Annotated in this window: 19 protein-coding genes and 1 other RNA gene; 5 read left to right on the forward strand and 15 right to left on the reverse strand. The window is 59.8% G+C overall.

What is annotated here, in order from left to right:
* The first annotated feature begins 31 nt into the window (after window positions 1–31).
* Window positions 32–1,474, forward strand: coding sequence for a protein adenylyltransferase SelO (gene selO, locus ACMGGQ_RS07135; protein WP_420289762.1), 1,443 nt, complete (start codon window positions 32–34; stop codon window positions 1,472–1,474).
* A gap of 42 nt (window positions 1,475–1,516) precedes the next feature.
* On the opposite strand, the gene ACMGGQ_RS07140 is transcribed toward selO, so the two are convergent.
* Genes ACMGGQ_RS07140 through ACMGGQ_RS07160 form a run of 5 tightly spaced genes read right to left on the reverse strand, consistent with a single transcriptional unit; the run spans window position 1,517 to window position 6,291 of the window.
* Entirely contained in the window at window positions 1,517–2,287 is a 771-nt protein-coding gene (locus ACMGGQ_RS07140) for a 3-hydroxybutyrate dehydrogenase (protein ID WP_420289763.1), read from the reverse strand.
* A gap of 10 nt (window positions 2,288–2,297) precedes the next feature.
* On the reverse strand, window positions 2,298–3,692 hold the full coding sequence (locus ACMGGQ_RS07145) for a GntP family permease (protein WP_176252831.1): 1,395 nt from the start codon (window positions 3,690–3,692) through the stop codon (window positions 2,298–2,300).
* Window positions 3,693–3,733: 41 nt separating this feature from the next.
* The gene (locus ACMGGQ_RS07150) at window positions 3,734–4,915 is read right to left on the reverse strand and encodes an acetyl-CoA C-acetyltransferase (protein WP_420289764.1); all 1,182 of its coding nucleotides are present in this window, start codon (window positions 4,913–4,915) and stop codon (window positions 3,734–3,736) included.
* Between the two features lie 9 nt (window positions 4,916–4,924).
* Complete coding sequence (locus tag ACMGGQ_RS07155; protein WP_420289765.1) at window positions 4,925–5,581, reverse strand: CoA transferase subunit B; 657 nt, start codon at window positions 5,579–5,581, stop codon at window positions 4,925–4,927.
* A 2-nt stretch (window positions 5,582–5,583) separates the two neighbouring features.
* Window positions 5,584–6,291 (reverse strand): CoA transferase subunit A, encoded by a 708-nt coding sequence (locus tag ACMGGQ_RS07160; RefSeq protein WP_045910273.1) that lies wholly within the window; start codon window positions 6,289–6,291, stop codon window positions 5,584–5,586.
* 140 nt (window positions 6,292–6,431) lie between these two features.
* Here ACMGGQ_RS07160 and ACMGGQ_RS07165 point away from each other — a divergent pair, with 140 nt between their 5' ends.
* A complete protein-coding gene (locus ACMGGQ_RS07165; RefSeq protein WP_420289766.1) occupies window positions 6,432–7,325 on the forward strand; it encodes a LysR family transcriptional regulator in 894 nt (297 codons plus the stop codon).
* Here the strand turns inward: ACMGGQ_RS07165 and ACMGGQ_RS07170 are convergent.
* The 8 genes from ACMGGQ_RS07170 to ppsR form a co-directional block, all read right to left on the reverse strand.
* Complete coding sequence (locus ACMGGQ_RS07170; RefSeq protein WP_420289767.1) at window positions 7,322–8,101, reverse strand: heme ABC transporter ATP-binding protein; 780 nt, start codon at window positions 8,099–8,101, stop codon at window positions 7,322–7,324. The two genes, ACMGGQ_RS07165 and ACMGGQ_RS07170, sit on opposite strands and share 4 nt — an antisense overlap.
* A complete protein-coding gene (locus ACMGGQ_RS07175) occupies window positions 8,094–9,086 on the reverse strand; it encodes a FecCD family ABC transporter permease (protein ID WP_048222666.1) in 993 nt (330 codons plus the stop codon). Before ACMGGQ_RS07175 ends, ACMGGQ_RS07170 begins: the two co-directional genes overlap by 8 nt.
* Window positions 9,086–9,907 carry a heme/hemin ABC transporter substrate-binding protein gene (locus tag ACMGGQ_RS07180; protein ID WP_045910276.1) on the reverse strand — a complete coding sequence of 274 codons (822 nt, stop codon included), beginning with the start codon at window positions 9,905–9,907 and terminating at the stop codon, window positions 9,086–9,088. The genes ACMGGQ_RS07175 and ACMGGQ_RS07180 overlap by 1 nt, the downstream gene beginning before the upstream one ends.
* Window positions 9,904–10,932: a hematinate-forming heme oxygenase ChuS gene (gene chuS / locus ACMGGQ_RS07185; RefSeq protein WP_353143842.1), complete on the reverse strand. Its 1,029-nt coding sequence runs from the start codon at window positions 10,930–10,932 to the stop codon at window positions 9,904–9,906. Before chuS ends, ACMGGQ_RS07180 begins: the two co-directional genes overlap by 4 nt.
* Before the next feature lie 47 nt (window positions 10,933–10,979).
* Complete coding sequence (locus ACMGGQ_RS07190) at window positions 10,980–12,962, reverse strand: TonB-dependent hemoglobin/transferrin/lactoferrin family receptor (protein WP_420289768.1); 1,983 nt, start codon at window positions 12,960–12,962, stop codon at window positions 10,980–10,982.
* A 77-nt stretch (window positions 12,963–13,039) separates the two neighbouring features.
* Window positions 13,040–13,222: a hemin uptake protein HemP gene (gene hemP, locus ACMGGQ_RS07195; protein ID WP_024909414.1), complete on the reverse strand. Its 183-nt coding sequence runs from the start codon at window positions 13,220–13,222 to the stop codon at window positions 13,040–13,042.
* A 196-nt stretch (window positions 13,223–13,418) separates the two neighbouring features.
* Entirely contained in the window at window positions 13,419–14,465 is a 1,047-nt protein-coding gene (gene aroH, locus ACMGGQ_RS07200; RefSeq protein WP_008500645.1) for a 3-deoxy-7-phosphoheptulonate synthase AroH, read from the reverse strand.
* A 152-nt stretch (window positions 14,466–14,617) separates the two neighbouring features.
* Window positions 14,618–15,451: a posphoenolpyruvate synthetase regulatory kinase/phosphorylase PpsR gene (gene ppsR / locus ACMGGQ_RS07205; protein ID WP_008500644.1), complete on the reverse strand. Its 834-nt coding sequence runs from the start codon at window positions 15,449–15,451 to the stop codon at window positions 14,618–14,620.
* Window positions 15,452–15,786: 335 nt separating this feature from the next.
* Here ppsR and ppsA point away from each other — a divergent pair, with 335 nt between their 5' ends.
* The 3 genes from ppsA (at window position 15,787) to ACMGGQ_RS07220 (ending at window position 22,178) form a co-directional block, all read left to right on the forward strand.
* Window positions 15,787–18,165 carry a phosphoenolpyruvate synthase gene (ppsA, locus tag ACMGGQ_RS07210; protein ID WP_008500643.1) on the forward strand — a complete coding sequence of 793 codons (2,379 nt, stop codon included), beginning with the start codon at window positions 15,787–15,789 and terminating at the stop codon, window positions 18,163–18,165.
* Window positions 18,166–18,398: 233 nt separating this feature from the next.
* Window positions 18,399–19,799: an MFS transporter gene (locus tag ACMGGQ_RS07215; protein WP_420289769.1), complete on the forward strand. Its 1,401-nt coding sequence runs from the start codon at window positions 18,399–18,401 to the stop codon at window positions 19,797–19,799.
* Between the two features lie 3 nt (window positions 19,800–19,802).
* Window positions 19,803–22,178 (forward strand): glycoside hydrolase family 3 N-terminal domain-containing protein, encoded by a 2,376-nt coding sequence (locus ACMGGQ_RS07220; RefSeq protein WP_420289770.1) that lies wholly within the window; start codon window positions 19,803–19,805, stop codon window positions 22,176–22,178.
* A gap of 5 nt (window positions 22,179–22,183) precedes the next feature.
* Here ACMGGQ_RS07220 and rprA read toward each other — a convergent pair.
* Window positions 22,184–22,291, reverse strand: an RNA gene (gene rprA / locus ACMGGQ_RS07225) — antisense sRNA RprA.
* Between the two features lie 209 nt (window positions 22,292–22,500).
* Complete coding sequence (gene ydiK / locus ACMGGQ_RS07230) at window positions 22,501–23,616, reverse strand: AI-2E family transporter YdiK (protein ID WP_045910283.1); 1,116 nt, start codon at window positions 23,614–23,616, stop codon at window positions 22,501–22,503.
* Window positions 23,617–23,863 lie beyond the last annotated feature (247 nt).

The raw sequence follows: 23,863 nt of genomic DNA on the forward strand, positions 1-23,863 counted from the left end.
TAAACCCTCTACACTAAAAGCAGGAGGACTTATGACCCTGTCTTTTACTGCTCGCTGGCATGACGAGTTGCCGGGATTTTATACCGCACTCAAACCCACACCATTACAAAATTCACGTCTTATCTGGCATAACGATCGGCTGGCAGAAGAGTTGGCCATTCCGCCTGAGCTGTTTCAGCGTTCAGAGAGCGCTGGCGTCTGGGGAGGCGAAACGCTTCTCGCCGGTATGCAACCCCTGGCTCAGGTCTATAGCGGACATCAGTTTGGCGTCTGGGCAGGACAGCTGGGCGACGGCAGGGGGATCCTGCTCGGTGAACAACAGCTTCCCAACGGGGAGACGGTTGACTGGCACCTCAAAGGCGCGGGCCTGACGCCGTATTCGCGGATGGGCGACGGGCGCGCGGTTCTGCGTTCAACGATCCGCGAGTGCCTGGGCTCCGAAGCGATGCATGCCCTGGGTATCCCCACCACCCGAGCGCTGTCGATCGTGACCAGCGACACGCCGGTTGTGCGCGAAACCGTGGAAAAGGGCGCTATGCTGATGCGTATCGCGCAAAGCCATCTGCGCTTCGGCCATTTTGAGCACTTTTACTATCGTCGCGAGCCGGAAAAGGTGCGCCAGCTGGCAGACTTTGCCATTCGTCACCACTGGGCGCACTGGCAGGACGAGGCGGATAAATACGTTCTCTGGTTCCGGGACGTGGTGGCCCGTACCGCCACCCTGATTGCCCGCTGGCAAACGGTAGGCTTTGCCCATGGCGTCATGAATACCGACAACATGTCGCTTCTCGGGTTGACCTTTGACTACGGCCCGTTTGGTTTCCTGGATGATTATCAGCCAGGCTATATCTGCAACCACTCCGACTATCAGGGGCGCTACAGTTTTGACAATCAGCCCGCGGTGGGCCTGTGGAACCTGCAGCGGCTTGCGCAAACCCTGTCGCCGTTTATCGACGTTGATGCCCTGAATGATGCGCTCGACAGCTATCAGGAGATCTTACTGCGGGAATATGGCACGCTGATGCGCAATAAGCTGGGGCTGGTCACGCAGGAGAAGGGCGATAACGACATCCTCAATGGCCTGTTTGCCCTGATGGCGCGCGAGGGCAGCGATTACACGCGCACCTTCCGGATGCTGGGGCAGACGGAGCAGCACAGCACCGCCTCGCCGCTGCGCGATGAGTTTATTGACAGACAGGCGTTTGACGACTGGTTTGCATCCTACCGCGTGCGGCTGCAGCAGGAGCAGGTGGATGACGCGACCCGTCAGACGCAGATGAACGCCACGAACCCGGCGATGGTGTTGCGCAACTGGCTGGCGCAGCGGGCGATTGAGCAGGCAGAGCAGGGCGAGTACGACGAGTTACACCGTCTGCACGTGGCGTTGCGCACGCCGTTTGCCGACCGGGATGATGATTACGTCAGCCGCCCGCCTGACTGGGGCAAGCGGCTGGAGGTCAGCTGCTCAAGCTAGTCTTTTGGCCGGGGGGCGGATTCGCTTTACCCGGTCTGAACATCACTGCGCGACCCAGCCGCCGTCCATATTCCACGCGGCGCCGCGAACGTTAACGGCGCTGTCGCTGCACAAAAACAGCGCCAGTTCACCCAGCTGCTCCGGGGTAACAAACTCGCCCGAAGGCTGTTTCTCCGCCAGAAGCTGTTCGCGAGCGTGCTCCGGCGGTACGCCGTCAGCGATCCGTTTGTCAATTTGCTGCTGCACCAGCGGGGTCAGCACCCAGCCGGGACAGATCGTATTGGCGGTAATGCCGGTGCGCGCGGTTTCCAGCGCCAGCGATTTCGTAAAGCCCACCACGCCGTGCTTGGCTGCCACATAGGCCGACTTCTCTTTTGACGCGACCAGCGCGTGAACGGAGGCGATATTAATGATGCGCCCCCAGTTTTTCTCGCGCATGGCAGGGAGTGCCAGCCGGCTGGTGTGAAACACCGACGAGAGGTTAATGGCGATAATGTCGTTCCATTTCTCCACCGGAAACGCGTCAACCGGCGCCACGTGCTGTATGCCTGCATTGTTGACGAGAATGTCCACGCCGCCAAACTGCGATTCGGCGTAGCGCATCAGGGCTTCAATTTGCAGGACGTCACGCAGGTCCGCATCGTGATAGCCCGGCTTTTTGCCCAGTTGCGCAATCTCAACAATTGCTGATTCACTGTCGCCGAAACCGTTGAGGATCAGCTGCGCCCCGGCCTTCGCCAGCACGCGGGCGATCCCCAGGCCAATGCCGCTGGTCGAGCCGGTGACCAGGGCGGTTTTACCGTTCAGATTCATCTTTCTCTCCTTACACAATGCCGGTCAGATAGAACACGGCAATGACAAAAAGCACTGCCAGACTTTTAATAATCGTGATAGCAAAAATGCCGCCGTAGGCCTGGCGATGGCTCAGGCCAGTGATAGCCAGCAGGGTAATCACCGCCCCGTTATGGGGTAGGGTATCCATTCCCCCGCTCGCCATTGACGCCACGCGGTGCAGTACCTCAAGCGGGATATTGGCGGCGTGCGCGGCGGCGACAAACGTGTCGGACATGGCGGCGAGCGCAATACTCATCCCGCCGGACGCCGAGCCGGTGATCCCCGCGAGAACGGTCACGCTGATGGCTTCATTCAGCAGCGGATTCGGAATGGCCGCCAGCGCGTGGGATAACACCAGAAAACCGGGCAGGGCGGCGATAACCGCCCCGAAACCGTACTCCGAGGCGGTATTCATCGCCGCCAGAATGGCACCGCTCACCGCCGTCCGGCTGCCTTCTGCCAGGCGTCCCCGGATGTTGCGGAAGCCAAAAATCAGCACCAGCACGATACCGGCGATCAACGCCGCCTCCACGGCCCAGATGGCGGTGATCTTGCTCACCTCGGTCACGATCGGTTTCGCCAGACCGGGAAGGGTCAGCTCGTGGCTCGTGCCGTACCAGCCGGGGATCCAGCGGGTAAACAGCAGGTTGAGTATGCCCACCACCAGCAGCGGGGCGATGGCAATCAGCGGATGCGGAAGGTTAATGTTGTCCGGCGTCTCCGGTTCATTTTTCAGATCCGTGCCGTAACCTTCGTTGTTGCTGAGCGCCTTACGCCGCTGGCGTTCCAGCCAGAGCAGGCCAAAGACGATAATGAACAGAGAGCCGATAAGCCCCAGCCACGGCGCGGCCCAGGCGTTGGTACCAAAGAAGCTGGTGGGAATGATGTTCTGGATCTGCGGCGTGCCGGGCAGGGCATCCATGGTAAACGAGAATGCCCCCAGCGCTACCGTGGCCGGGATCAGTCGTTTAGGGATGCCGCTCTGGCGGAACAGTTCCGCGGCGAACGGGTAAACCGCAAACGCCACCACGAACAGCGACACGCCGCCGTAGGTTAACAGCGCACACACCAGGACAATCACCGGGATGGCGTGGCGACGACCGAGGATTTGAATCGCTGCGGCGACGATGGAGCGCGAGAAGCCGGAAAGCTCAATCAGTTTGCCAAACACCGCCCCCAGCAGGAACACCGGGAAGTAGAGCTTGACGAAGCCCACCATTTTTTCCATGAACAGACCGGTAAACGTCGGGCCAACGGCGCCCGGATCGGTCAGCAGTACCGCACCGAGCGCCGCAATCGGCGCAAACAAAATCACGCTATATCCGCGATAGGCCGCCAGCATCAGCAGCGCCAGCGCCGCCAGGGCAATTAATACACTCATCACGACTCCTCACTGTCATTATTATTCAGGTACCAACGAGATGTTTAACGCTCGACGGTGAGGGCAATGCCTTGCCCGCCGCCTACGCACAGGGTGACGAGCCCCTTTTTGACGTCACGGCGCTGCATTTCGTAAAGCAGCGTCACGAGGATGCGGCAGCCTGAGGCACCAATCGGATGACCGAGGGCGATCGCGCCGCCGTTAACGTTCACCCTGCGTTCATCCCAGCCGAGCTGCAGGCCCACCGCCAGCGCCTGGGCGGCAAAGGCTTCATTGGCTTCGATGAGGTCCACGTCATCGAGCGTCCAGCCCGCCCGCGCCAGCGCCGTCTGGCAGGCGCTGACCGGCCCGATGCCCATCACCGACGGGTCAACGCCCGTTACGGCATAGCTCACGATGCGCCCCAGAATCGGCAGCCCGCTCTCCCGCGCCTTTTCGCCGCTCATCAGCAGCACCGCCGCGGCGCCGTCGTTGAGCGTGGAGGCATTTCCCGCCGTGACCGTGCCTTCCTCCTGCAAAAAGGCGGGGCGCAGCTGCGCAAGCTGCTCGGCGGTGGTGCCTGGCCGGGGCTGCTCGTCACGGCTGACAATAAGTGGCAGCTTTTTACCCTGCCTCACCGTCACCGGGGCTATCTCGGCATCAAACCGGCCCGCTTCGGCGGCGGAGGCCGCTTTTTGCTGCGACCGGGCAGCGAAGGCGTCCTGCTGCTCGCGGGAAATGCCGTACTGCCGGGCGACGTTTTCAGCGGTGATCCCCATGTGGTAATCGTTGAACGCGTCCCACAGACCGTCCGTGATCATGCAGTCCTGCAGGCCCGTATGGCCAAAACGCAGCCCTGAACGCGCGCCGTCCAGCAGATAGGGGGCGTTGCTCATGCTCTCTTGTCCGCCGGCAATCACTACCTCAGCGTCGCCGCAGCGGATCGCCTGCGCGGCGAGCTGCACCGCTTTTAATCCCGCGCCGCACACCAGGTTGACCGTTGTCGCTGGCGTGCTGACGGGTAATCCGGCGGCGATGGCCGTCTGACGCGCAGGGTTTTGTCCGCATCCCGCCGTCAGCACCTGGCCGAAAATCACCTCATCTATCGTCTCAGCAGGAAGACCGCTGTTTTCAAGCAGACGATGAACCGCGACGGCCCCCAGTTCAGCCGCAGAGAGGGGCGCGAGCGATCCGCGAAAACTGCCAATGGGGGTCCGCGTTGCCCCGACAATCATGACCTCTTTCATCCTGAGTCCTCAGCTAAAGCGCATCTCGCGAACGTCGTCCGCCACAATCATTTTTCCGGCCGTCTTGGCTGCTATTTCGTCGATACTGACGCCGGGGGCGTATTCCCGCAGGATGAACGCGCCGTCCGCGACCTCGAGCAGCGCGAGGTCGGTTAAGACCCGGCGGATGCAGCCCGCGCCCGTAAGCGGCAGCGTGCAGCGCGACAGCAGCTTTGACTCACCGCTTTTTGACGCGTGGGTCATCACCACGATAATGTTCTGCGCCCCGGCGACGAGATCCATCGCGCCGCCCATCCCCTTGACCATCTTTCCGGGGATCATCCACGAGGCGATATTGCCTTCGACGTCCACCTCAAACGCGCCCAGCACCGTCAGGTCAACATGGCCGCCGCGGATCATGGCAAACGACTGGGCCGAGTCGAAAATGGCCGCGCCCGTCCGTGCGGTCACGGTCTGTTTACCGGCGTTGATCATGTCGGCGTCGAGGCTCTGCTCGTCAGGGAACGCGCCCATCCCCAGCAGCCCGTTTTCCGACTGAAGCATCACGTCCATTCCTTCCGGAATGTAGTTCGCCACCAGGGTAGGAATGCCGATCCCCAGGTTGACGTAATATCCGTCGCGCAGCTCGCGGGCGACGCGCATGGCCATCTGTTCACGGGTTAACATCGTCACACTCCTTCCGCGCGCAGCGTGCGCTGTTCAATGCGTTTTTCAAACTGGCCAACAATCAGCCTGTCGACGTAAATGCCCGGGGTATGAATGGCCGACGGGGGCAGCTCACCCGGCGCAACAATCTCCTCCACCTCGACGACCGTTATCCGGCCCGCCGTTGCCATCAGCGGATTAAAGTTTTGCGCGGTATGCCGGTAGACGACGTTGCCGTACCAGTCCGCTTTCCAGCCCTTGATCAGCGCGAAATCCCCCGTAATGGCCTCTTCGAGGATGTAATGCTTACCGGCAAACTGGCGCACGTCTTTGCCCGCAGCCACGGGCGTGCCGTAGCCGGTGGCCGTGTAAAATGCCGGAATACCCGCGCCGCCCGCGCGCACCTTTTCCGCCAGCGTGCCCTGAGGCGTGAGTTCAATCTCCAGTTCACCGCTCAGTACCTGCTGCTCGAACAGCGCGTTTTCGCCGACGTAAGAAGCCACTACCTTACGAACCTGCCGCGTCTCAAGCAGGAGCCCGAGACCGAAGCCGTCCACGCCGCAGTTGTTTGATACCACCGTCAGATCTTTCACCTGACGGCGTCTGACCTCTGCAATCAGGTTCTCCGGAATACCGCACAGGCCGAAGCCGCCCGCCAGCAAAGTCATCCCGTCCGTCAGCCCATCCAGCGCCTGCGCATAGCTGTCGACGCGCTTATCCAGTCCCGCCATCGTCATTCCTCCTCTTAACCGTGGCGGTATCATTAGGGGCGGCAACTCATTTGTTAATTTTGAATTTGTGACCCACTCATTTGGTTTTTTTATTAATTTCCTGTTAACTAAATTTTTTCAATTAGTTAACAGGATGAAAAATGAGAATGAGTGTCAAACAGTTACGCGCGTTTTTAGCGGTAGCTCACACTCTGAATTTCGCCCACGCCAGCGAACGGCTGAATCTCTCCCAGCCAGCTCTGAGCCTGACGATTAAAGCCCTGGAGGACGCGCTCGGCGGGCCGCTGATGCAGCGGAGCACGCGCAAGGTCGCGCTGACGCAGGAGGGCGAGACGTTTTTGCCGATGGCGCGGCAGCTGCTTGCCGACTGGGATAATGTCGAAGAGGCGATGCACCAGTGCTTTACCCTGCAGCGCGGTAAAATCTCGGTCGCGGCGATGCCGTCGTTTGCCGCGAATGTCCTGCCCGAGGTGCTGAAAGCGTTTCGCGATCGCCATGCCGGGATCAACGTCACCGTGCATGACGTGATTAACGAGCAGGTGATTGAGATGGTGCGGGAAGGGCGGGTCGAGATGGGCATCGCCTTTGAGCCCGCGCCCACGCATAACCTGCTGTTTACCCCGCTGGGTCTCGACCGCTTTGTTGCCATTGTGCCGAAAGATTCCCCGCTGGCGAGCAAAAAGCGCCTGACATGGGAAGCGCTGCTGACGCTGGATTTCATCACTCTGCAGCGCCCGTCGGCGGTGCGTCTGATGATGGAAGAGGAGCTGGCGCGAAGCGGCAGAAAGCTGGACGTCGCGCTTGAAAGTCATCAGCTGGTGACGGTCGGGCGGATGGTCGCAAGCGGGCTGGGCGGCAGCGCCGTACCGGCGCTCTGCAAGACGCAGATGGCGTCGCTGGGCGCGGTCTGTATTCCGCTGGACAGTCCGCCTATTGAAAAGTGTATCGGAGTGATCCATCCAGGGCATACGCAGCTTTCAAAAGCGGCGCATGCCCTGCTGGAAACGCTGAAGGATTTTTATCAGCCCGATTAAGGGACAAGAAACACCTGCGGCGCGGCGTGAGCCGGGTGCCTGCCGACATGAACCTGTGCGCCGTACCAGTGCGCCAGCGCATCGGCCTGCAAAACGGTTTCCGGCTCTCCCTGAGACACGATCCTGCCGCTGTGCAGGAGCAGGAGGCGATCCGCCCACAGCGCTGCCAGGTTGAGGTCGTGCAGCACCGCGCAAACGTGCAGATGTCCCCGGCTGGTCAGGGATTTCAGCAGGCGCAGGAGATGCTGCTGGTGATAGAGATCGAGCGCAGACGTGGGTTCATCAAGAAACAGCCAGCCGCGCGGCGCACCGTCGCACCAGAGCTGAGCCAGCGCGCGGGCGAGCTGAATGCGCTGCTGCTCGCCGCCGGAGAGCGCGGCAAACTGCCTGCCCGCCAGCGGTAAACAGCCGGTGATGGCCAGGACCTCCTCGATCACCGCCGCTTCAGGCGTGCGGGTCCAGGGCGCTCGGCCCATACCGACGACCGCCTCAACCGGCCAGTCAAATCCGAGCTGCGTGTTCTGGCGCATCACCGCCCGGTAGCGGGAGAGCTTGTCCGGCTGCCAGGCCGCAAGCGGTGTGCCCGCCAGGCTGCACCGTCCGCCCGCAGGTTTAAGGTAGCCGGTAAGCAGCCGCAACAGCGTCGATTTCCCGGCGCCGTTGGGGCCAATCAGCGCCACCAGCTCGCCCTGAGATAAGGTCAGCGTCACGTCGTGAATCAGCGTGCGTTGCCCGGCGCGAAAAACAAGGTTTTCTGCACAATAGCGTTCAGCCATGCGCACCTCCGCGACGAAAGATAAGCCACAGGAACCACGGCGCGCCGAGAAGGCTGGTCAATAAGCCGACCGGCATTTCCGCTGGGGCGACCAGGCTACGCGCCAGCGTATCGGCCACCAGCAGGAGCAGCGCACCGGCCAGCACCGAGCCGGGGAGCGTGGCCCGGTGGTCGGCTCCCAGCCACATGCGCACCAGGTGCGGCACCACCAGGCCGACAAAACCGATCACGCCGCTGACCGCAACGGCGGCAGCCACCAGCAGGGCACTGCACAACAGCAGGATCCGCTGCACGGCGGGAACCTCCACGCCGAGATAGTGCGCCTCTTCATCGCCCAGCTGCAGCAGGTTGAGGGGCCCAGCCAGACGCCAGATCGCCAGCAGGGTGGGGATCATCAGCGACGCGACGGCCAGCAGCGTCGACCACTGCGCCTGGCCGAGGCTGCCCATTCCCCAGAGGGAAAGCTGGCGAAGCTGGGCATCATTGCTGAGCCATGACAGCACGCCGACGGCGGCGCCGCACAGGGCGTTGATGGCAATCCCTACCAGCAGCAGGCGCGACAGGGAAGCGTCACGCTGTCGGCTGAGCAGGAAAATCACGACGGTGGCGGCCAGCGCGCCGAGAAACGCCGCCAGCATCGGGGCATACAGCATCACCAGCGCTGGCAGCGAGAGCGGAAGCACTACCCACAGGGCGACGGCAAGCGCCGCGCCGCTGCTGATGCCGAGCAGGCCCGGATCCGCCAGCGGGTTGCGAAACAGCCCCTGCATCACGCAGCCCGCCAGCGCCAGCGAACCGCCGATCGCCAGTGCCAGCAGCACGCGAGGCAAGCGGATCGTCAGCCAGATCTGACGCAGGGCCTCGTCGGTGCCGTTCCACAGCAGGCTGACCGGCAGGCGCAGCGCGCCAATACCGCTGGCCGTCAGCGTCGTGACGACCAGCAGCGCGGCCAGCATCCATAATGACAGGGCGGCTCGCCGGGACATCAGGGCAGTTGCTCCGCTTTGGCACGCAACTCCCGGATGGCTTCCGGCGTTCGCACGCTGAAGCCCAGCAGCGCCATGTCATCAATCGCCAGCACCTGCCTGTTCCGTCCTGCCGGGGTTTGCGCCAGGCCGGGCAGCGCCCACAGATTCGCTTCCCCACCCAGGGCGTTGATGCCGTCCTGCGAAATCACCACCAGATCGGGTCGGCTGGCAATCGTGCCTTCCTGAGACAGCGGCTGATAGCGGGTGAACCCCTGCATCGCGTTCTGCAGCCCCGCCGCACGAATGGCCGCGTCCGCGCCGGTCTGTTGTCCGGCAGCCATAGCGGTCATCCCGCCGTGGTTGAGAATAAACAGCACCCGCTTATTGAGCGGTGACGCGGGAAGTGCCGACAGCGCCTGACGCAGCGTGTTGCGCAAGGCTTCCCCCTCGGCCTCGCGGTGCGTCGCTTCAGCGACGATCCGTACCTTTTCGTCAATGACGCTCAGATCGTTACCGGCAGGAATTGCGATGACCCTGACGTGGCTTTGCTCAACCTGCTTGAGCGCCAGAGACGGCTGCGCCTGGGCGCTGGCCAGCACCAGCGTAGGGCGCATGGATAAGATCCCTTCCGCGTTGAGCTGGCGCAGATAGCCCACGTCCGGCAGTGCGGTTGCCGCCTGCGGCCACTGGCTGGTGCTGTCGCGGGCCACGAGGGAAGAAGCCGCGCCGAGGGCGTAGACAATCTCGGTGACGTCGCCGCCGAGCGTGATGATTTTCTCCTGCGGCGCAGCAAACGCCAGCAGGGGCAGGGCGCTGAACAGGGCAAGCCACCGTTTCATGCGGCCAGCCCTTTCGCCGTTAAGGCGTCAATCTGGCTGCGCCACTGGCTCTGCTCCGGCTCGCCTTCCGTACGCTGGCCGTACAGCTGGGCGATTTGCGTCCCATCGGCGGCAAACAGCTCCAGGCTGGTTACATGCCCGTCCGCGGTCGGTTTGCGCGTGACCCACGTCTCGGCAATCGCGTCTTCAAGCAGGTGCAGGGTAAAGGTTGGGTTGAAGATGTTCAGCCAGCCTTTCATCGGCGCCAGCTTTTCCACCACGCCGGTGAAAATTTGCACGCAGCCGCGGTTGCCGACGAAGACCATGATTTCATTGCCGTCCCGACGCGCCGTCTCCAGCAGCTGCGCCAGCGCGCTGTTCTCTACCCGACAGGCCAGATCGTCCCCCACCAGGCGAAACGCCTGCTGGCGGCTGAGGTTATGACGTTTGAGCAGGCTGAAGAACTGGTGCACGTCGGTCATGGCGCGCCACTCTTTGTCCACGAGGGCGGCTTGCGGACTTTCCGCGTGAGCAGGCGCGTCGGGCGCCTTTAACGCCAGCGGTGGATTATCGGCAAAGATAAAACGGGTCAGCACGTCGCCCCAGGCGGAAAGGTCGGTGTTGTCCGTGGCGTAGACCTTCAGCAGGGCATCGCCCTGATGGTCGAAGAACTGGATGCTTTGCCGCTCGCCGCGGGTGGTGGCTTCACTGATGTGAAACGCGCTTGCCCACTGATTGAGGAACAGGCGCAGATCCAGCGCGCGCGGGTTCAGTACCAGCCCGGCATGGCCGTTCAGGTGCTGGTTGGTGAAGTTCCCGACCTGCTCGTGAACGGCGTAGTCGTTGCGGCAGATACATTTGGTTTCGCCCACCGCCTCCAGCGCGCCCAGGATCTCGCGGACTTCACCGTGCAGTCGCCAGGCGTCGTGGCCCACGCGGGCAAAGGTCAGCTCCGCTTCGCTGATGTTCATTAGCCCTGCAAGGTCGCGCGCGTACTTACCCGGATTTTCTTCTTTTAGCTCAAGCCAGCGTGTGTAGTGATTCATTGTCTCTTCCTTTCAAAGCAATGCCCCGGTCAGCCGGGGCGAAGGGATTACCATTGATAACTGACGAAAATCTTCCCGTTACGGCCGTCCTGCGGAATGCCCTGAGGTGACCAGTACGTTTTGTCGAAGGCGTTGCCGAGTACCAGCGTCGTGGTCACGCCTTTGAACCGTTCCTGGCCCTTATAGCTGACATAGAAGTCATTGACCGCATAGCCCGGCTGCTCGCTGTAGCTGCTGCTGATATGCGTTGAGCGATCGACAAAGGTGCCAATCCAGCCGACGGAAAAACCGCTCTGCGCCACCGGAATGTCCAGCTTGCTGGTGACGGTATCCGGGTTGATGCTGGAGATGTACTCGCCCGTATCGGTATCTTTCCCGCGCGTGCGGTTGTAGGCCAGGTCGAGGTTGAAGAGGTCGGCAGAGTATTTTGCCATCATGTCCCAGCCCCAGATTTTGGCGTGCGGGACGTTATACGACATGGTGGTTGCCGCCGCGAAATTGACGGTGGTGGAGATGTAGTCTTTGGCTTTGGTATCGAAATAGCTGGCTTTAAACTCCAGCGCATCGTTGGCAAGCAGCAGATCGTCAAAGCGCAGACCGAAACCAAACTCCTGCGTTTCGTTGGTTTCCGGGCGCAGGTTCGGGTTCGGCACCCAGTAGTTGGTATAGAAGCGGCCAATAGAGAAGTGTTTGGCGTCGTTGTACATTTCGCCCATGGTGGGCGCGCGGAACGCCTGCGCGTAAGAGCCAAACAGCATCAGCCAGTCGGTCGGGCTGACGGTTAACCCGGCGCGGGATGACCACTTGTCGGCATCGACATCGTCGTAGCCATTGCTGCTGCCGCGGTAGTTGTCATACCGCGTGCCGCCCAGCAGGGTGACCGGCAGATCGCGCAGGGTGATTTCGTCCTGCAGCCAGCCGGAGCTGAAGTCGATTTTCGCCTCCGGGAAGCCGGTGGTTGCCCCGCCCGGATGCTGCTCCTGACGATAGTATTCTCCGCCGTAGGTCAGAAGGTGTGCTGCTAAGGTGTCGCTGAACAGGCGGGTGCGGTTTTCCACCTTGCCGCCTTTGGTGGTCTGCTTGCGGAACTCGCCGCTGTTGTCGATATTCTGGGCATTAATGCGCGCTTCGGACCAGTAGACCTTCGCGTCGGCGTTCAGCCAGTCGTTACCTTCCGGGGCAATGTGATAGCCCACCTGCGCGTCACGCTGAATGGTGGAGCGATCGGTCATCGGGTTGCTGCTGTCCGCTCCGGGGGTTTGCGGGTTTTTCGGTTCCTGAGCGTCGTTATTGTAGTAGCGCAGGGAGCCGCTCAGGGTCTGGGCCGGGTCGATTTTCCAGCTGCCTTTCGCCAGCATGTTATTGATGGATTCGTCGTTAGGGGCGGTTGCTCCGTCGCTCTGGCGAATATCACCGCGATCCCGGCTGGACCAGGCCACCAGACCGTCCAGGGTGTCGGTGCGGCCATAGGCGCTGGCCCCCATGCCAAGACTGTGATCGCCCGTCGCGCCCGTCCCAAACACGCGGTAGCCGCTGTTTTTACCCGGCTCCAGCAGATCTTTCGCATCGGCGGTATCATAGGAAATCACGCCGCCCAGCGCGCCGCTGCCGTACAGCAGGGCCGACGGGCCGCGAACCACTTCGATACGTTTAATCAGCGCCGGATCGAGGAACGTGCTGTTCAGGTGACCGGTGTCGGTGCCCTGACGCACGCCGTCAACCAGCACCAGCACGCCGCGACGATCATAGCCGCGCAGGTTCACGTCCTGCCCGTTGGTGCGCCCGGTGCCGTCCAGCGTCAGTCCGGGGACGTTACGCAGCAGGTCGGCCGCCGAGCTGGCGGTTTGCTTCTCCGGCGCGCTGGCGTCAATCACGCTCACCATCATGGGGGCTTCAAAGGCGCTGCGGGCGTTGCCCGTGGCGGTGACGGTAATGTCATCTGTGGCAGCAAACGCCGCGGTCGGCAGGGCGCTGACAATCGCCAGCGTCAGAAGTGACGGGCGTAAAGACGCGGAAGGCAGGTGTGGCATAGCAACTCTCCATTAGAATTGAAAAGCGCTGGCTGCCTGGGGTTTACCTGGGTGGCTGGCGTAGTTTTTTGTGTTGTTTATTTTGTGAGGATCAGTTTTCCGGCATGGGTCTGGCGCAGCAGATAGCGCTGGCCGTCATGCTCGATAATGACCCGGCCCTCATCGCCGAGCAGGGTTTTGCTGTCAATCCGACGCTCGGTTGGGGCTGGTGCTGTGTCTGTTTTTGCTGGCGTTGCCGCGCTGTTATCCGTACGTGACATAATGTTTATAAATAACAATCAATGTAACAATGATAATCATTATCAATAAACTGCAAATTCACGGCAAGCGTTTTTGTGAAAAAAGGGCGAGAGGATCAATATTGTGCAATGAAAAGCCCGGTGGCGGCTTCGCCTTACCGGGCCTACAACGGCAAGAATCGTAGGCCGGGTAAGCGCAGCGCCACCCGGCAGGATGTTAAAAGCGTGTGTCCACGGCTGCTGCGAGTTTCTCCAGCAGCAGCTCGCTATCTTCCCAGCTCAGGCACGGGTCGGTGATCGACTGTCCGTACACCATCTGCTGGCCAGCAACGATTTTCTGCGTGCCTTCTTTGATAAAGCTCTCCGCCATAATCCCTGCTACGGCGGTTGAACCGCTGCGGATCTGCTGGCAGATCTCATCGCAGACGTCCAGCTGGCGGCGATGCTGCTTCTGGCAGTTGCCGTGGCTGAAGTCCACCACCAGATGTTCCGGCAGGTCGAACTCGGCCAGGGTTTCACAGGCCGCCGCAATATCTTGTGCATGGTAATTGGGTTTCTTGCCGCCGCGCATGATGATGTGCCCGTACGGGTTACCGCTGGTCTGGTAGATGGTCATATGACCGCTCTTGTCCGGCGACAGGAACATGTGGCTGGCACGGGCAGCGCGGATGGCATCAACCGCAATACGGGTATTGCCATCGGTCCCGTTTTTAAAGCCGACCGGACAGGAGAGGGCGGAGGCCATCTCGCGGTGGATTTGGCTTTCGGTGGTGCGTGCGCCAATCGCGCCCCAGCTGATCAGATCGGCGATAAACTGCCCGGTCACCATATCAAGAAACTCGGTGGCGGTCGGCACGCCCAGCTCGTTGACCTGCAAAAGCAGCTTACGTGCCAGCTCAATGCCGTGGTTCACGCGATAGCTGCCGTTCAGGTCAGGGTCGGAAATCAGCCCTTTCCAGCCCACCACGGTCCGCGGTTTTTCAAAGTAGGTTCGCATCACAATCTCAAGGCGGTGCTGATACTTATCCCGCAGGCCCTGAAGCCGTTTTGCATAATCCATCGCGGCATCCAGATCGTGGATGGAGCAGGGACCAATCACCACCAGAAGACGCTTGTCTTCACCATTCAGTATTTTTTCAATGCGGCGGCGGGAGGCCGTCACGTGTTCCGCAACGGCAGCGGAAACAGGATGCCGCTGGGCCAGTTCAGCCGGCGTAACCAGGCTGTCAATGCGCGCAGTGCGGAGTTCATCGGTTTTATTCATGGAATGTCTCAGAAAATTTTTGCTTCATCGGCAGACTACCGGGAAGTGATGGGCATCACCTTAAACCAATCCCTGCTGATTTCAAGTTCGGGGCGACACCGCCCCGTGGTTGCCGATGATGATACCTGAATCTGAGCTAATGTACTAGCATATTAGTACATGCGACGGTTAAGTCCCATGATGTCGAGAATTTTGGTGGCAATTTCTTCCACAGAGTAGTTGGTGCTGTTCAGCCACGGAATCTGATTTTTGCGGTACAGGGCTTCCACTTCGGAGACCTCCATCCGGCACTGGCGCATGGAGGCGTAACGGCTGTTCTCGCGGCGCTCTTCGCGGATGGCAGCAAGGCGTTCCGGATTAATGGTCAGCCCGAACAGTTTGTGCTGCAGCGGCTTAAGGGCGGCGGGCAGCACCAGGTTATCCATATCGTCAGCAATAAACGGGTAGTTGGCGGCGCGAATGCCGAACTGCATCGCCAGGTAGAGGCTGGTCGGCGTTTTGCCGCAGCGCGACACGCCAAGCAGGATCACCTGCGCCTGGTCGAGATTACGCAGAGAGATACCGTCGTCGTGCGCGAGGGTGTAATCGATGGCGGCGATACGCGCGTCGTACTTGGTCAGGTTGCCGGGGTTCAGCCCGTGGGTACGGTGGGCGATAGGCGTCGGGTCGAGCTTCAGCTCACTTTGCAGCGGAGCCACCAGCGCCTGCACGATATCCTGACAGAAGCCTTCACTCTGCAGAATGATGGCGCGAATCTCGGGGATCACGATGGAGTAGAACACCAGCGGGCGGACGCCGGTCTGTTGGTAAATGGCGTCGATCTGGTCCTTCACCGCTTTGGCGCGGCTCTCATTTTCGACAAACGGCAGCGTAATGCTGTTGATCGATACGGGAAACTGCGACATCACCGCGTGGCCCAGCACCTCGGCGGTGATCGCCGTACCATCAGAAATATAAAAAACGTGACGATCGACAGCACTATCCATTTTACCCACCCTGAATATCAGACGTAATTGTCTGAAAGCATAAATTAAAAAAGTAATTTACACAGCAAAGAACTTATCCTAATTATGAATGAAACGCTGTTTTTGATTTTCCTGAAAAGTGGATTTCATTTTTCAAATAGCGACTTTATTTTTGGGGTTTCTGGCTGAATATAGAGGAATCATCGGGTTAATCGTTGATGGGAAAGTATCCGAAAAGTTGAAATTTTAAATTGCTTACACGATTCACCGTTTTTTTAGCGGAAATAAATATGCCAGTATAAATACGTAGTCAGGTGTTACTTACTCCGATCAAATATCACAAAAGGATTGTTTCGATGTCCAACAATGGCTCGTCACCGCTGGTGCTTTGGTATAACCAACTCGGCATGAATGATGTAGACAGAGTTGGGGGCAAAAATGCCTCCCTGGGTGAAATGATTACAAACCTGTCGGGTATGGGTGTCTCCGTACCGAACGGGTTTGCCACCACCGCCGATGCCTTTAACCTGTTTTTAGACCAGAGCGGTGTTAACCAGCGCATTTACGACCTGCTGGATAAAACGGATATTGATGACGTCACCGAGCTTGCCAAAGCCGGGGCGCAGATCCGCCAGTGGATCATCGACACACCTTTCCAGCCGGAACTGGAAAAAGCCATTCACGACGCATACAACCAGCTCTCTGCTGACGATGCTCAGGCCTCCTTTGCCGTGCGTTCCTCTGCGACCGCGGAAGACATGCCGGACGCTTCGTTTGCCGGGCAGCAGGAAACCTTCCTGAACGTCCAGGGTTACGATGCGGTGCTGGTGGCCGTGAAGCACGTGTTTGCTTCCCTGTTTAACGACCGTGCCATCTCCTATCGCGTGCACCAGGGCTACGACCATCGCGGCGTGGCACTTTCCGCTGGCGTGCAGCGCATGGTGCGCTCGGACGTGGGCTCATCCGGCGTGATGTTCTCCATTGATACCGAATCCGGCTTCGACCAGGTGGTGTTTATCACCTCCGCGTGGGGTCTGGGTGAGATGGTTGTACAGGGGGCGGTAAACCCTGACGAATTCTACGTTCACAAGCCTACGCTGGCCGCTGGCCGTCCGGCGGTGGTGCGCCGCACCATGGGCTCGAAAAAAATCCGCATGATCTATGCCCCGACCCAGGAGCATGGCAAGCAGGTTAAAATTGAAGACGTACCGCAGGAGCAGCGCGACCGCTTCTCCCTGACCGACGCCGAAGTGCAGGAGCTGGCGAAGCAGGCGGTGCAGATTGAAAAACACTACGGCCGTCCGATGGATATCGAATGGGCGAAAGACGGGAACACCGGCAAGCTGTTTATCGTGCAGGCGCGCCCGGAAACCGTCCGCTCTCGCGGCCAGGTGATGGAGCGTTACACGCTGCACGCCCAGGGCAAAATCGTGGCGGAAGGCCGTGCTATCGGTCACCGCATCGGTGCTGGTCCGGTGAAAGTGATCCACGACATCAGCGAGATGAACCGTATTGAGCCCGGCGACGTGCTGGTGACCGACATGACCGACCCGGACTGGGAACCGATCATGAAGAAAGCGGCGGCTATCGTCACCAACCGCGGTGGCCGTACCTGTCACGCGGCGATCATTGCCCGCGAACTGGGTATTCCTGCGGTTGTCGGCTGCGGTGATGCTACCGAGCGCATGAAGGACGGACAGAACGTGACCGTCTCCTGTGCCGAAGGCGATACCGGCTACGTGTATGCCGATATCCTCGACTTCAGCGTGAAGAGCTCCAGCGTGGATACCATGCCGGACCTGCCGCTGAAGATCATGATGAACGTCGGTAACCCGGACCGCGCATTCGACTTCGCCTGCCTGCCGAACGAAGGCGTAGGCCTGGCGCGCCTGGAATTTATCATCAACCGTATGATCGGCGTTCACCCGCGTGCGCTGCTGGAGTTTGACGACCAGGAGCCGAAGCTGCAGAACGAAATCCGCGAGATGATGAAAGGCTACGACTCGCCGAAAGAGTTCTACGTTGGCCGTCTGACCGAAGGGATCGCGACGCTGGGTGCCGCTTTCTATCCGAAACGCGTGATTGTGCGTCTGTCTGACTTTAAGTCTAACGAATACGCCAACCTGGTCGGCGGCGAGCGCTACGAGCCGGAAGAAGAGAACCCGATGCTGGGCTTCCGCGGGGCCGGACGCTACGTGTCCGACAGCTTCCGCGACTGCTTCGCGCTGGAGTGTGAGGCGGTGAAGCGCGTGCGCAACGACATGGGGCTGACCAACGTGGAGATCATGATTCCGTTCGTACGTACCGTGGATCAGGCGAAAGCGGTTGTGGACGAGCTGGCGCGTCAGGGGCTGAAGCGCGGCGAGAACGGGCTGAAGATCATCATGATGTGTGAAATTCCGTCCAACGCCCTGCTGGCCGAGCAGTTCCTGGAGCACTTCGACGGCTTCTCTATCGGTTCGAACGACATGACGCAGCTGACGCTGGGTCTGGACCGCGACTCCGGCGTGGTCTCCGAGCTGTTCGATGAACGTAACGAGGCGGTGAAGGCGTTGCTCTCCCTGTCCATCCGCGCGGCGAAGAAGCAGGGCAAATACGTCGGGATTTGTGGTCAGGGTCCATCCGACCATGAAGACTTCGCTGCCTGGCTGATGGAAGAGGGGATTGATAGCCTGTCCCTGAACCCGGATACGGTGGTGCAAACCTGGCTGAGCCTGGCGGAACTGAACAAGTAACCGCTTAAAAACGGATAAAGGCGAGGAGATATCTCCTCGCCTTTTTTATTTTTCCTCTTATTTGCTCCCCATCACAAATAAAGTAAAAAACCAAATATCATAATTTGTCTGTCAATTTAGACAATTGTTAGCGCGCAACGCGTTGCTAATACTTGAGCCTTACTGCGCATTTCCCTTTCAGTGATGCGCAACTGGTTGAAATACGTTTTAACCTGATAAAAAGGCAAATAACAATGACACTCTCCTCTGTATTGCGTACCAAAGATAAAATAGGTTATGGCTTAGGTGATATGGCCAGCGCGCTGGTCTGGCAAACGGCAACCTTATTTCTCGCTTATTTCTATACGGACGTTTTTGGGCTACCCGCCGCAATCATGGGCACCATGTTTTTAGTGGTGCGCGTGGTTGATGCGTTTGTCGACCCGTGCATTGGCGCCCTGGTGGATCGCACCCAGACGCGTCACGGTCGTTTCCGTCCCTGGCTGCTGTGGTTCGCCATTCCGTTTGGCGTAAGCTGCCTCATTACTTTCTATGTACCGGACGTGGGGCCGACGGCGAAAATCGTTTATGCCTGTGTGACCTACGCGATCTTAAGCCTGATTTACTCCGCCATTAACGTACCTTACTGCGCCATGCCCGGCGCGCTGACGCTGGATCCGCGCGAGCGTCACTCCCTGCAGTCGTGGCGCTTTGGCCTGTCGTTTATCGGCGGGTTGATTGTGACGGTGATTGCCCTGCCGCTGGTCTCACTGTTAGGCCAGGGCAACGTGCAGAAAGGCTATTTCTATGCCATGAGCCTGATGGGGTTGCTGGGCATTGTGCTCTTTTTCTGCTGTTTCCTCATGACCCGAGAGCGCTATTCGCCGCGCAATGATACCTCCGGCTCGATGCTCACCGATTTAAAACTGCTGGCCGGAAACAGCCAGTGGCGCATTGTTTTCCTGTTTAATATTTTGCTGTTAACGGCGGTGGTAACGCGCGGTTCCGCCACGATGTATTACGTGAACTACGTGCTGTTGCGCCCAGAGCTGGTTTTTGCCTTTATTGTTTCCGGAATGGTCGCCTCCTTAAGCGGCGCATTATTATCTGAACGGCTGCTGGGGAAATTTGACCGCGTGCGCGCCTATCAGTGGACCATTATTTCCTTCGTTATTTTCGGCGCGCTGATTTTCTTCCTGCCGCCTTCGCAGGTGTGGCTGATTTTTGGCCTCAACATCGTCTTTAGCTTTGTGCAAAACCTGACCACGCCGCTGCAGTGGACCATGTTCTCCGATGTGGTCGACTACGAAGAGCATCGCAGTGGCCGCCGCCTGGACGGGCTGGTCTTTTCCACCGCACTGTTTGCCATCAAATTCGGCCTGGCGCTGGGTGGCGCGGTGGTCGGCTGGGTGCTGGGCATGGTGGATTACGCCCCGGGACAGGCAACTCAGGCACCCCACGTACTCTCTACGATTAACGCGCTGTTCACCCTTATCCCTTGCGCGCTGTTCCTTTGCATGGTCGCGCTGCTTGCTATCTACAAGCTCAACAGTCGGCTGGTGGATTCCATCGCCCGGGAGTTGGCCAGCAAGCGTGAGGTGAGACCCGACGCGGGGCAGCTCAGCCAAACAATCCCTTCCGCACTACAGGAGTAAAACATGACAGCTATCTATAAGGACGCGGGACGTCCCGTGCACGAGCGCGTCGCCGATTTACTGGCGCGTATGATCCCGGAAGAGAAGTTCGCCCAGATGCATGCGTACTGGCTGATCCTGGATGAAAACGGCAACCACCGCGAACGCAGCGATCTCAGCGATGAATTCGCCGGCGTGAGCGAGCAGGCAGCGCTGAGTGAACGGCTAAAGCTGGGCGTCGGGCAGATCACCCGTCCGCTGGGTACCCATATCGTTGACGCGAAAACTGGGGTGCGCGCCGCTAACCGCCTGCAGCGCATGATGATGGAAGAGACGCGCCTCGGCATTCCGGCCCTGTTCCATGAAGAGTGCCTGGTGGGGCTGCTGTGCAAAGACGCCACCCTGTTCCCGTCGTCGCTGAACTATGGCTCTACCTGGGATCCTGAACTGGTACAGCGCGCGGCAGAGCAGATCGGTAAAGAGGCGCGGTCCGTCGGCTGCCAGCAGGGACTGGCGCCGGTGCTGGACGTTTCCCGCGACGTGCGCTGGGGGCGAACCGAAGAGACCTTCGGGGAAGATCCCTGGCTGGTGGGGGTGATGGCAACCGCCTACGTGAAAGGGGTGCAGGGCGAGAGGCGCGATCTGCTGGCGACGCTCAAGCACTACGTGGGCCACTCGTTCAGCGAAGGGGCGCGCAACCATGCGCCGGTACATCTGGGCTTTAGCGAACTGAACGACACCTTCCTGCTGCCGTTTGAAATGGCGGTGAAGCTGGCCAATGCCGGGTCGGTGATGCCGGCCTACCACGATATCGACAATCAGCCGGGGCACAGCGACAGCTTCCTGCTGACCACCGTCCTGCGCGAACAGTGGGGCTTCGACGGCATTATTGTGGCGGATTACGGCGGCGTCAGCCTGCTGCACCAGCATCACGGTGTGTCCCACGATGCGGCCGAATCCGCCGCGCTGGCCTTTAACGCCGGGCTGGACGTCGAGCTGCCGAAAGATGACTGTGCGCGCCATCTGGCGGACGCCGTTGAGCGCGGACTGATTTCTATGACCAGGGTGGATGAGATCGTGGCGCGCGTGCTGACCGAAAAATTCCGCCTGGGCCTGTTTGAAAACCCGTACGCGGATGAGAACGGTATCGATCTGCAAAATGATTTGACCCGCCAGGCCGCGCGGGAGGTGGCGACAAAATCGGTCACACTGCTGGAAAACAACGGTATTTTACCGCTCTGCGGTAAGCCCCGCGTGGCGGTGGTGGGGCCGACGGCAGACGATCCGCTGGCGTTGCTCAGCGGCTACAGCTTCCCGGTACATCTGATCATCAGCGATATGGTGGAAGAGACCTCGCAGGTAACGACCCCGCGCGCGGCGCTGGAACATTACCTCGGCGCGTCGCAGGTCCGTTACGCCAAAGGGTGTCACATCATCGAGAAACGGATGGCGGGTGCGCCGGTCTTCCCGGGCGACAGCGGCGGTAAGCCGATGCAGCAGTCGCCGGTCTCGCAAAGTACCGCGCTGATCCCCGAGGCCGTGAACGCGGCGCAGGAGAGTGACGTGGTGGTGGCCTGCGTGGGCGATCTCGCCGGGCTGTTCCAGAGCGGAACCGTGGGGGAAGGTTCCGACACCGACTCCCTGAATCTGCCGGGCGTGCAGCAACAGCTGCTGGAGGCGCTGGTGGCGACGGGCAAACCGGTGATTGTCGTGATGACTGGCGGGCGCCCGTACAATCTGCAGGGGCTGGAGGATAAGATCGCGGCGCTGCTGGTGGCGTGGGCGCCCGGGCAGGAAGGGGGCTGGGCGATCGCGGACGTGCTAACGGGACGCGCAGAGCCGCAGGGGCGTCTGGTGGTGAGCGTGCCGAAAAGCGCCGGGGCAATGCCGTATTACTACAATCACAAGCTCAAAAGCGGCGGCACGCCGTTTGCGTTCCACTTCGGTTCACGTTATCCGTTTGGCTTCGGCCTTGGCTGGACGACGTTTAGCTGGGGGGCTGCCCGCGTAGCTGAAAGCAGCGTGCCGGTCGACGGCGAGGTGACGCTGAGCGTGGATATCACCAATGCCGGGGAACGCAGCGGCAGCGAGGTGGTGCAGGTTTACGTCAGGGATAAGGTCGCCACCCAGGTGCGACCGCTTCAGGAGCTGAAAGCCTTCCAGCGCGTCACGCTCTCGCCGGGCGAAACCGCCACGCTCAGCTTTACGCTACCGGTTGAGATGTTCAACTTTACCCGTCGGGACGGGAAACGCATCGTTGAGCCGGGCGAGTTTGAACTGCAGGTTGGCGCATCGTCGGCGGATATTCGCGAGGCGGTGACGGTTAATGTGACAGGGGAAACGCGGGTGCTGCCTGCTGAGTGGCGGATGCTCAGTACCTGTGAGGTTAAGCGCGCGTAGTCAGGATAAAAAAAAGCCCATCGTGGGAGATGGGCAAAGACTACACACAGCAATTCGTTGTTTCACTCAGGGGATTTCCATGCTTATAAATCAAGGTGTTGATCTATAACCGTGTCCTAATAGTAGGCATGTCATCTTTTAGCGTCGATCGGATTCGTCTCAATAGTTAAAGAGACGTAAAGATTTTTTAAGGTGAATAGCGGACTTAGAGCAAAAAAGGCGGGTCTGACCAGTGAGCAACGAATAAATACTTTAGCAGCGTTAAAGTATTGTGAGGGGGAATGTAGGCCGGGTAAGCGTTAGCGCCACCCGGCAAAAAAACTTAATGCGTGTTCTTCTCTTCCAGCTCTTCCAGTTCGCTCAAAATCACGTCCGGGTCTGTTCCCGGAGGCGGAATTTCATGCACCCAGGCGGAGAACAGACGCCAGGTGACGGCGAGCAGCACCGGGCCAATAAACAGGCCTATCATGCCAAAGGCAATCAGTCCGCCAATGACCCCGGAGAGGATCAGGATCAGCGGCAGGTCTGCACCCATGCGGATAAGTATCGGACGAATGACGTTATCCATGGTGCCGACCACGCAGCTCCAGACCAGCAGCACCGTTCCCCACGTGGTATCACCCGTCCAGTACAGCCAGATAATACTAGGGACCAGCACCAGCAGCGGTCCCAGTTGCGCAAGACAGGTCATCAGCATGACCACGGTGAACACGGTGGCGTACGGTACGCCGGAAATCGCCAGACCGATACCGCCCAGCACCGCCTGCACCAGCGCGGTCACCACCACGCCCAGCGCCACCGCGCGCACGGCCTGCGCAGCCAGTAAAACCGCCGCGTCACCCCGTTTGCCCGCCAGGCGGGTGGCAAAGTGACGAACGCCTAAAGCCACCTGCTCGCCGCGCCAGTAGAGCAGGGCGCTGAAGAGCAGCATCAGGGTACAGTGCATCATAAACCGGCCGATATGCGCCGCCTGACCCACAAACCAGGTCGTGGTCGTGCCTATATACGGGCGGACTTTTGCCATCAGCGCGCTGCCGCCCATCTCCAGCAGGCTATGCCAGCCGCTGTAGAGCTTGGCGCCCACCACCGGAATGCTGTTCAGCCAGGCGAGATCCGGCAGCGTCAGGTCACCGCTGCTAATAGCGCGAATAACTGGGCCACTGGAATCCACCAGGCTATTCACCAGCAGGGCAATCGGAATAATAAACAGCAGGAACAGCAGGAGCGTCATGACCAGCACCGCTAACCCGCGGCGGCCGAACAGCAGCTTCTGCAAACGCAGCAGCAGAGGCCACGTGGCAACGACAACGGTCGCGGCCCAGGCGAAGCCGAGAATAAAGGGTTGAACAATCCACAGACACGCAATAATCATGAGGGCCAGGAACAGCACCGACAGCAAAATTTGCGCAACATCCCTGGGCTGGCGAAGATTGACCATAAATGAAACTTTCCTTAAAAGAACGCCAGCGTGGCTGGCGGGAACGGAAAACCGCGTCTCTCTAATCATTGATGATCTCAGCGGTTTTTGACAGGCGGATTTTGCCTGTAATTCGGCAGAGATTATAAGAAAAAAATGTGATAAAACTTTCCAGACACAACGCAAACGATTTTATACACAAAATCATTCGAGTTGCATCAAGGCGGCAAGTCTGAGAATCCCCAGGAGCTTACTGAAGTAAGTGACT

The sequence above is a fragment of the Enterobacter sp. BNK-13 genome (assembly GCF_048685015.1).
Lineage (GTDB): Bacteria > Pseudomonadota > Gammaproteobacteria > Enterobacterales > Enterobacteriaceae > Enterobacter > Enterobacter quasiroggenkampii.

Bases quoted from the DNA above. Each gene is read 5' to 3' on its own strand.
- selO (WP_420289762.1), top strand. From the start codon at position 32: ATGACCCTGTCTTTTACTGCTCGCTGGCATGACGAGTTGCCGGGATTT.
- ACMGGQ_RS07140 (WP_420289763.1), bottom strand. From the start codon at position 2,287: ATGAATCTGAACGGTAAAACCGCCCTGGTCACCGGCTCGACCAGCGGC.
- ACMGGQ_RS07150 (WP_420289764.1), bottom strand. From the start codon at position 4,915: ATGAAAGAGGTCATGATTGTCGGGGCAACGCGGACCCCCATTGGCAGT.
- ACMGGQ_RS07155 (WP_420289765.1), bottom strand. From the start codon at position 5,581: ATGTTAACCCGTGAACAGATGGCCATGCGCGTCGCCCGCGAGCTGCGC.
- ACMGGQ_RS07160 (WP_045910273.1), bottom strand. From the start codon at position 6,291: ATGGCGGGACTGGATAAGCGCGTCGACAGCTATGCGCAGGCGCTGGAT.
- ACMGGQ_RS07165 (WP_420289766.1), top strand. From the start codon at position 6,432: ATGAGAATGAGTGTCAAACAGTTACGCGCGTTTTTAGCGGTAGCTCAC.
- ACMGGQ_RS07170 (WP_420289767.1), bottom strand. From the start codon at position 8,101: ATGGCTGAACGCTATTGTGCAGAAAACCTTGTTTTTCGCGCCGGGCAA.
- ACMGGQ_RS07175 (WP_048222666.1), bottom strand. From the start codon at position 9,086: ATGTCCCGGCGAGCCGCCCTGTCATTATGGATGCTGGCCGCGCTGCTG.
- ACMGGQ_RS07180 (WP_045910276.1), bottom strand. From the start codon at position 9,907: ATGAAACGGTGGCTTGCCCTGTTCAGCGCCCTGCCCCTGCTGGCGTTT.
- chuS (WP_353143842.1), bottom strand. From the start codon at position 10,932: ATGAATCACTACACACGCTGGCTTGAGCTAAAAGAAGAAAATCCGGGT.
- ACMGGQ_RS07190 (WP_420289768.1), bottom strand. From the start codon at position 12,962: ATGCCACACCTGCCTTCCGCGTCTTTACGCCCGTCACTTCTGACGCTG.
- hemP (WP_024909414.1), bottom strand. From the start codon at position 13,222: ATGTCACGTACGGATAACAGCGCGGCAACGCCAGCAAAAACAGACACA.
- aroH (WP_008500645.1), bottom strand. From the start codon at position 14,465: ATGAATAAAACCGATGAACTCCGCACTGCGCGCATTGACAGCCTGGTT.
- ppsR (WP_008500644.1), bottom strand. From the start codon at position 15,451: ATGGATAGTGCTGTCGATCGTCACGTTTTTTATATTTCTGATGGTACG.
- ppsA (WP_008500643.1), top strand. From the start codon at position 15,787: ATGTCCAACAATGGCTCGTCACCGCTGGTGCTTTGGTATAACCAACTC.
- ACMGGQ_RS07215 (WP_420289769.1), top strand. From the start codon at position 18,399: ATGACACTCTCCTCTGTATTGCGTACCAAAGATAAAATAGGTTATGGC.
- ACMGGQ_RS07220 (WP_420289770.1), top strand. From the start codon at position 19,803: ATGACAGCTATCTATAAGGACGCGGGACGTCCCGTGCACGAGCGCGTC.
- ydiK (WP_045910283.1), bottom strand. From the start codon at position 23,616: ATGGTCAATCTTCGCCAGCCCAGGGATGTTGCGCAAATTTTGCTGTCG.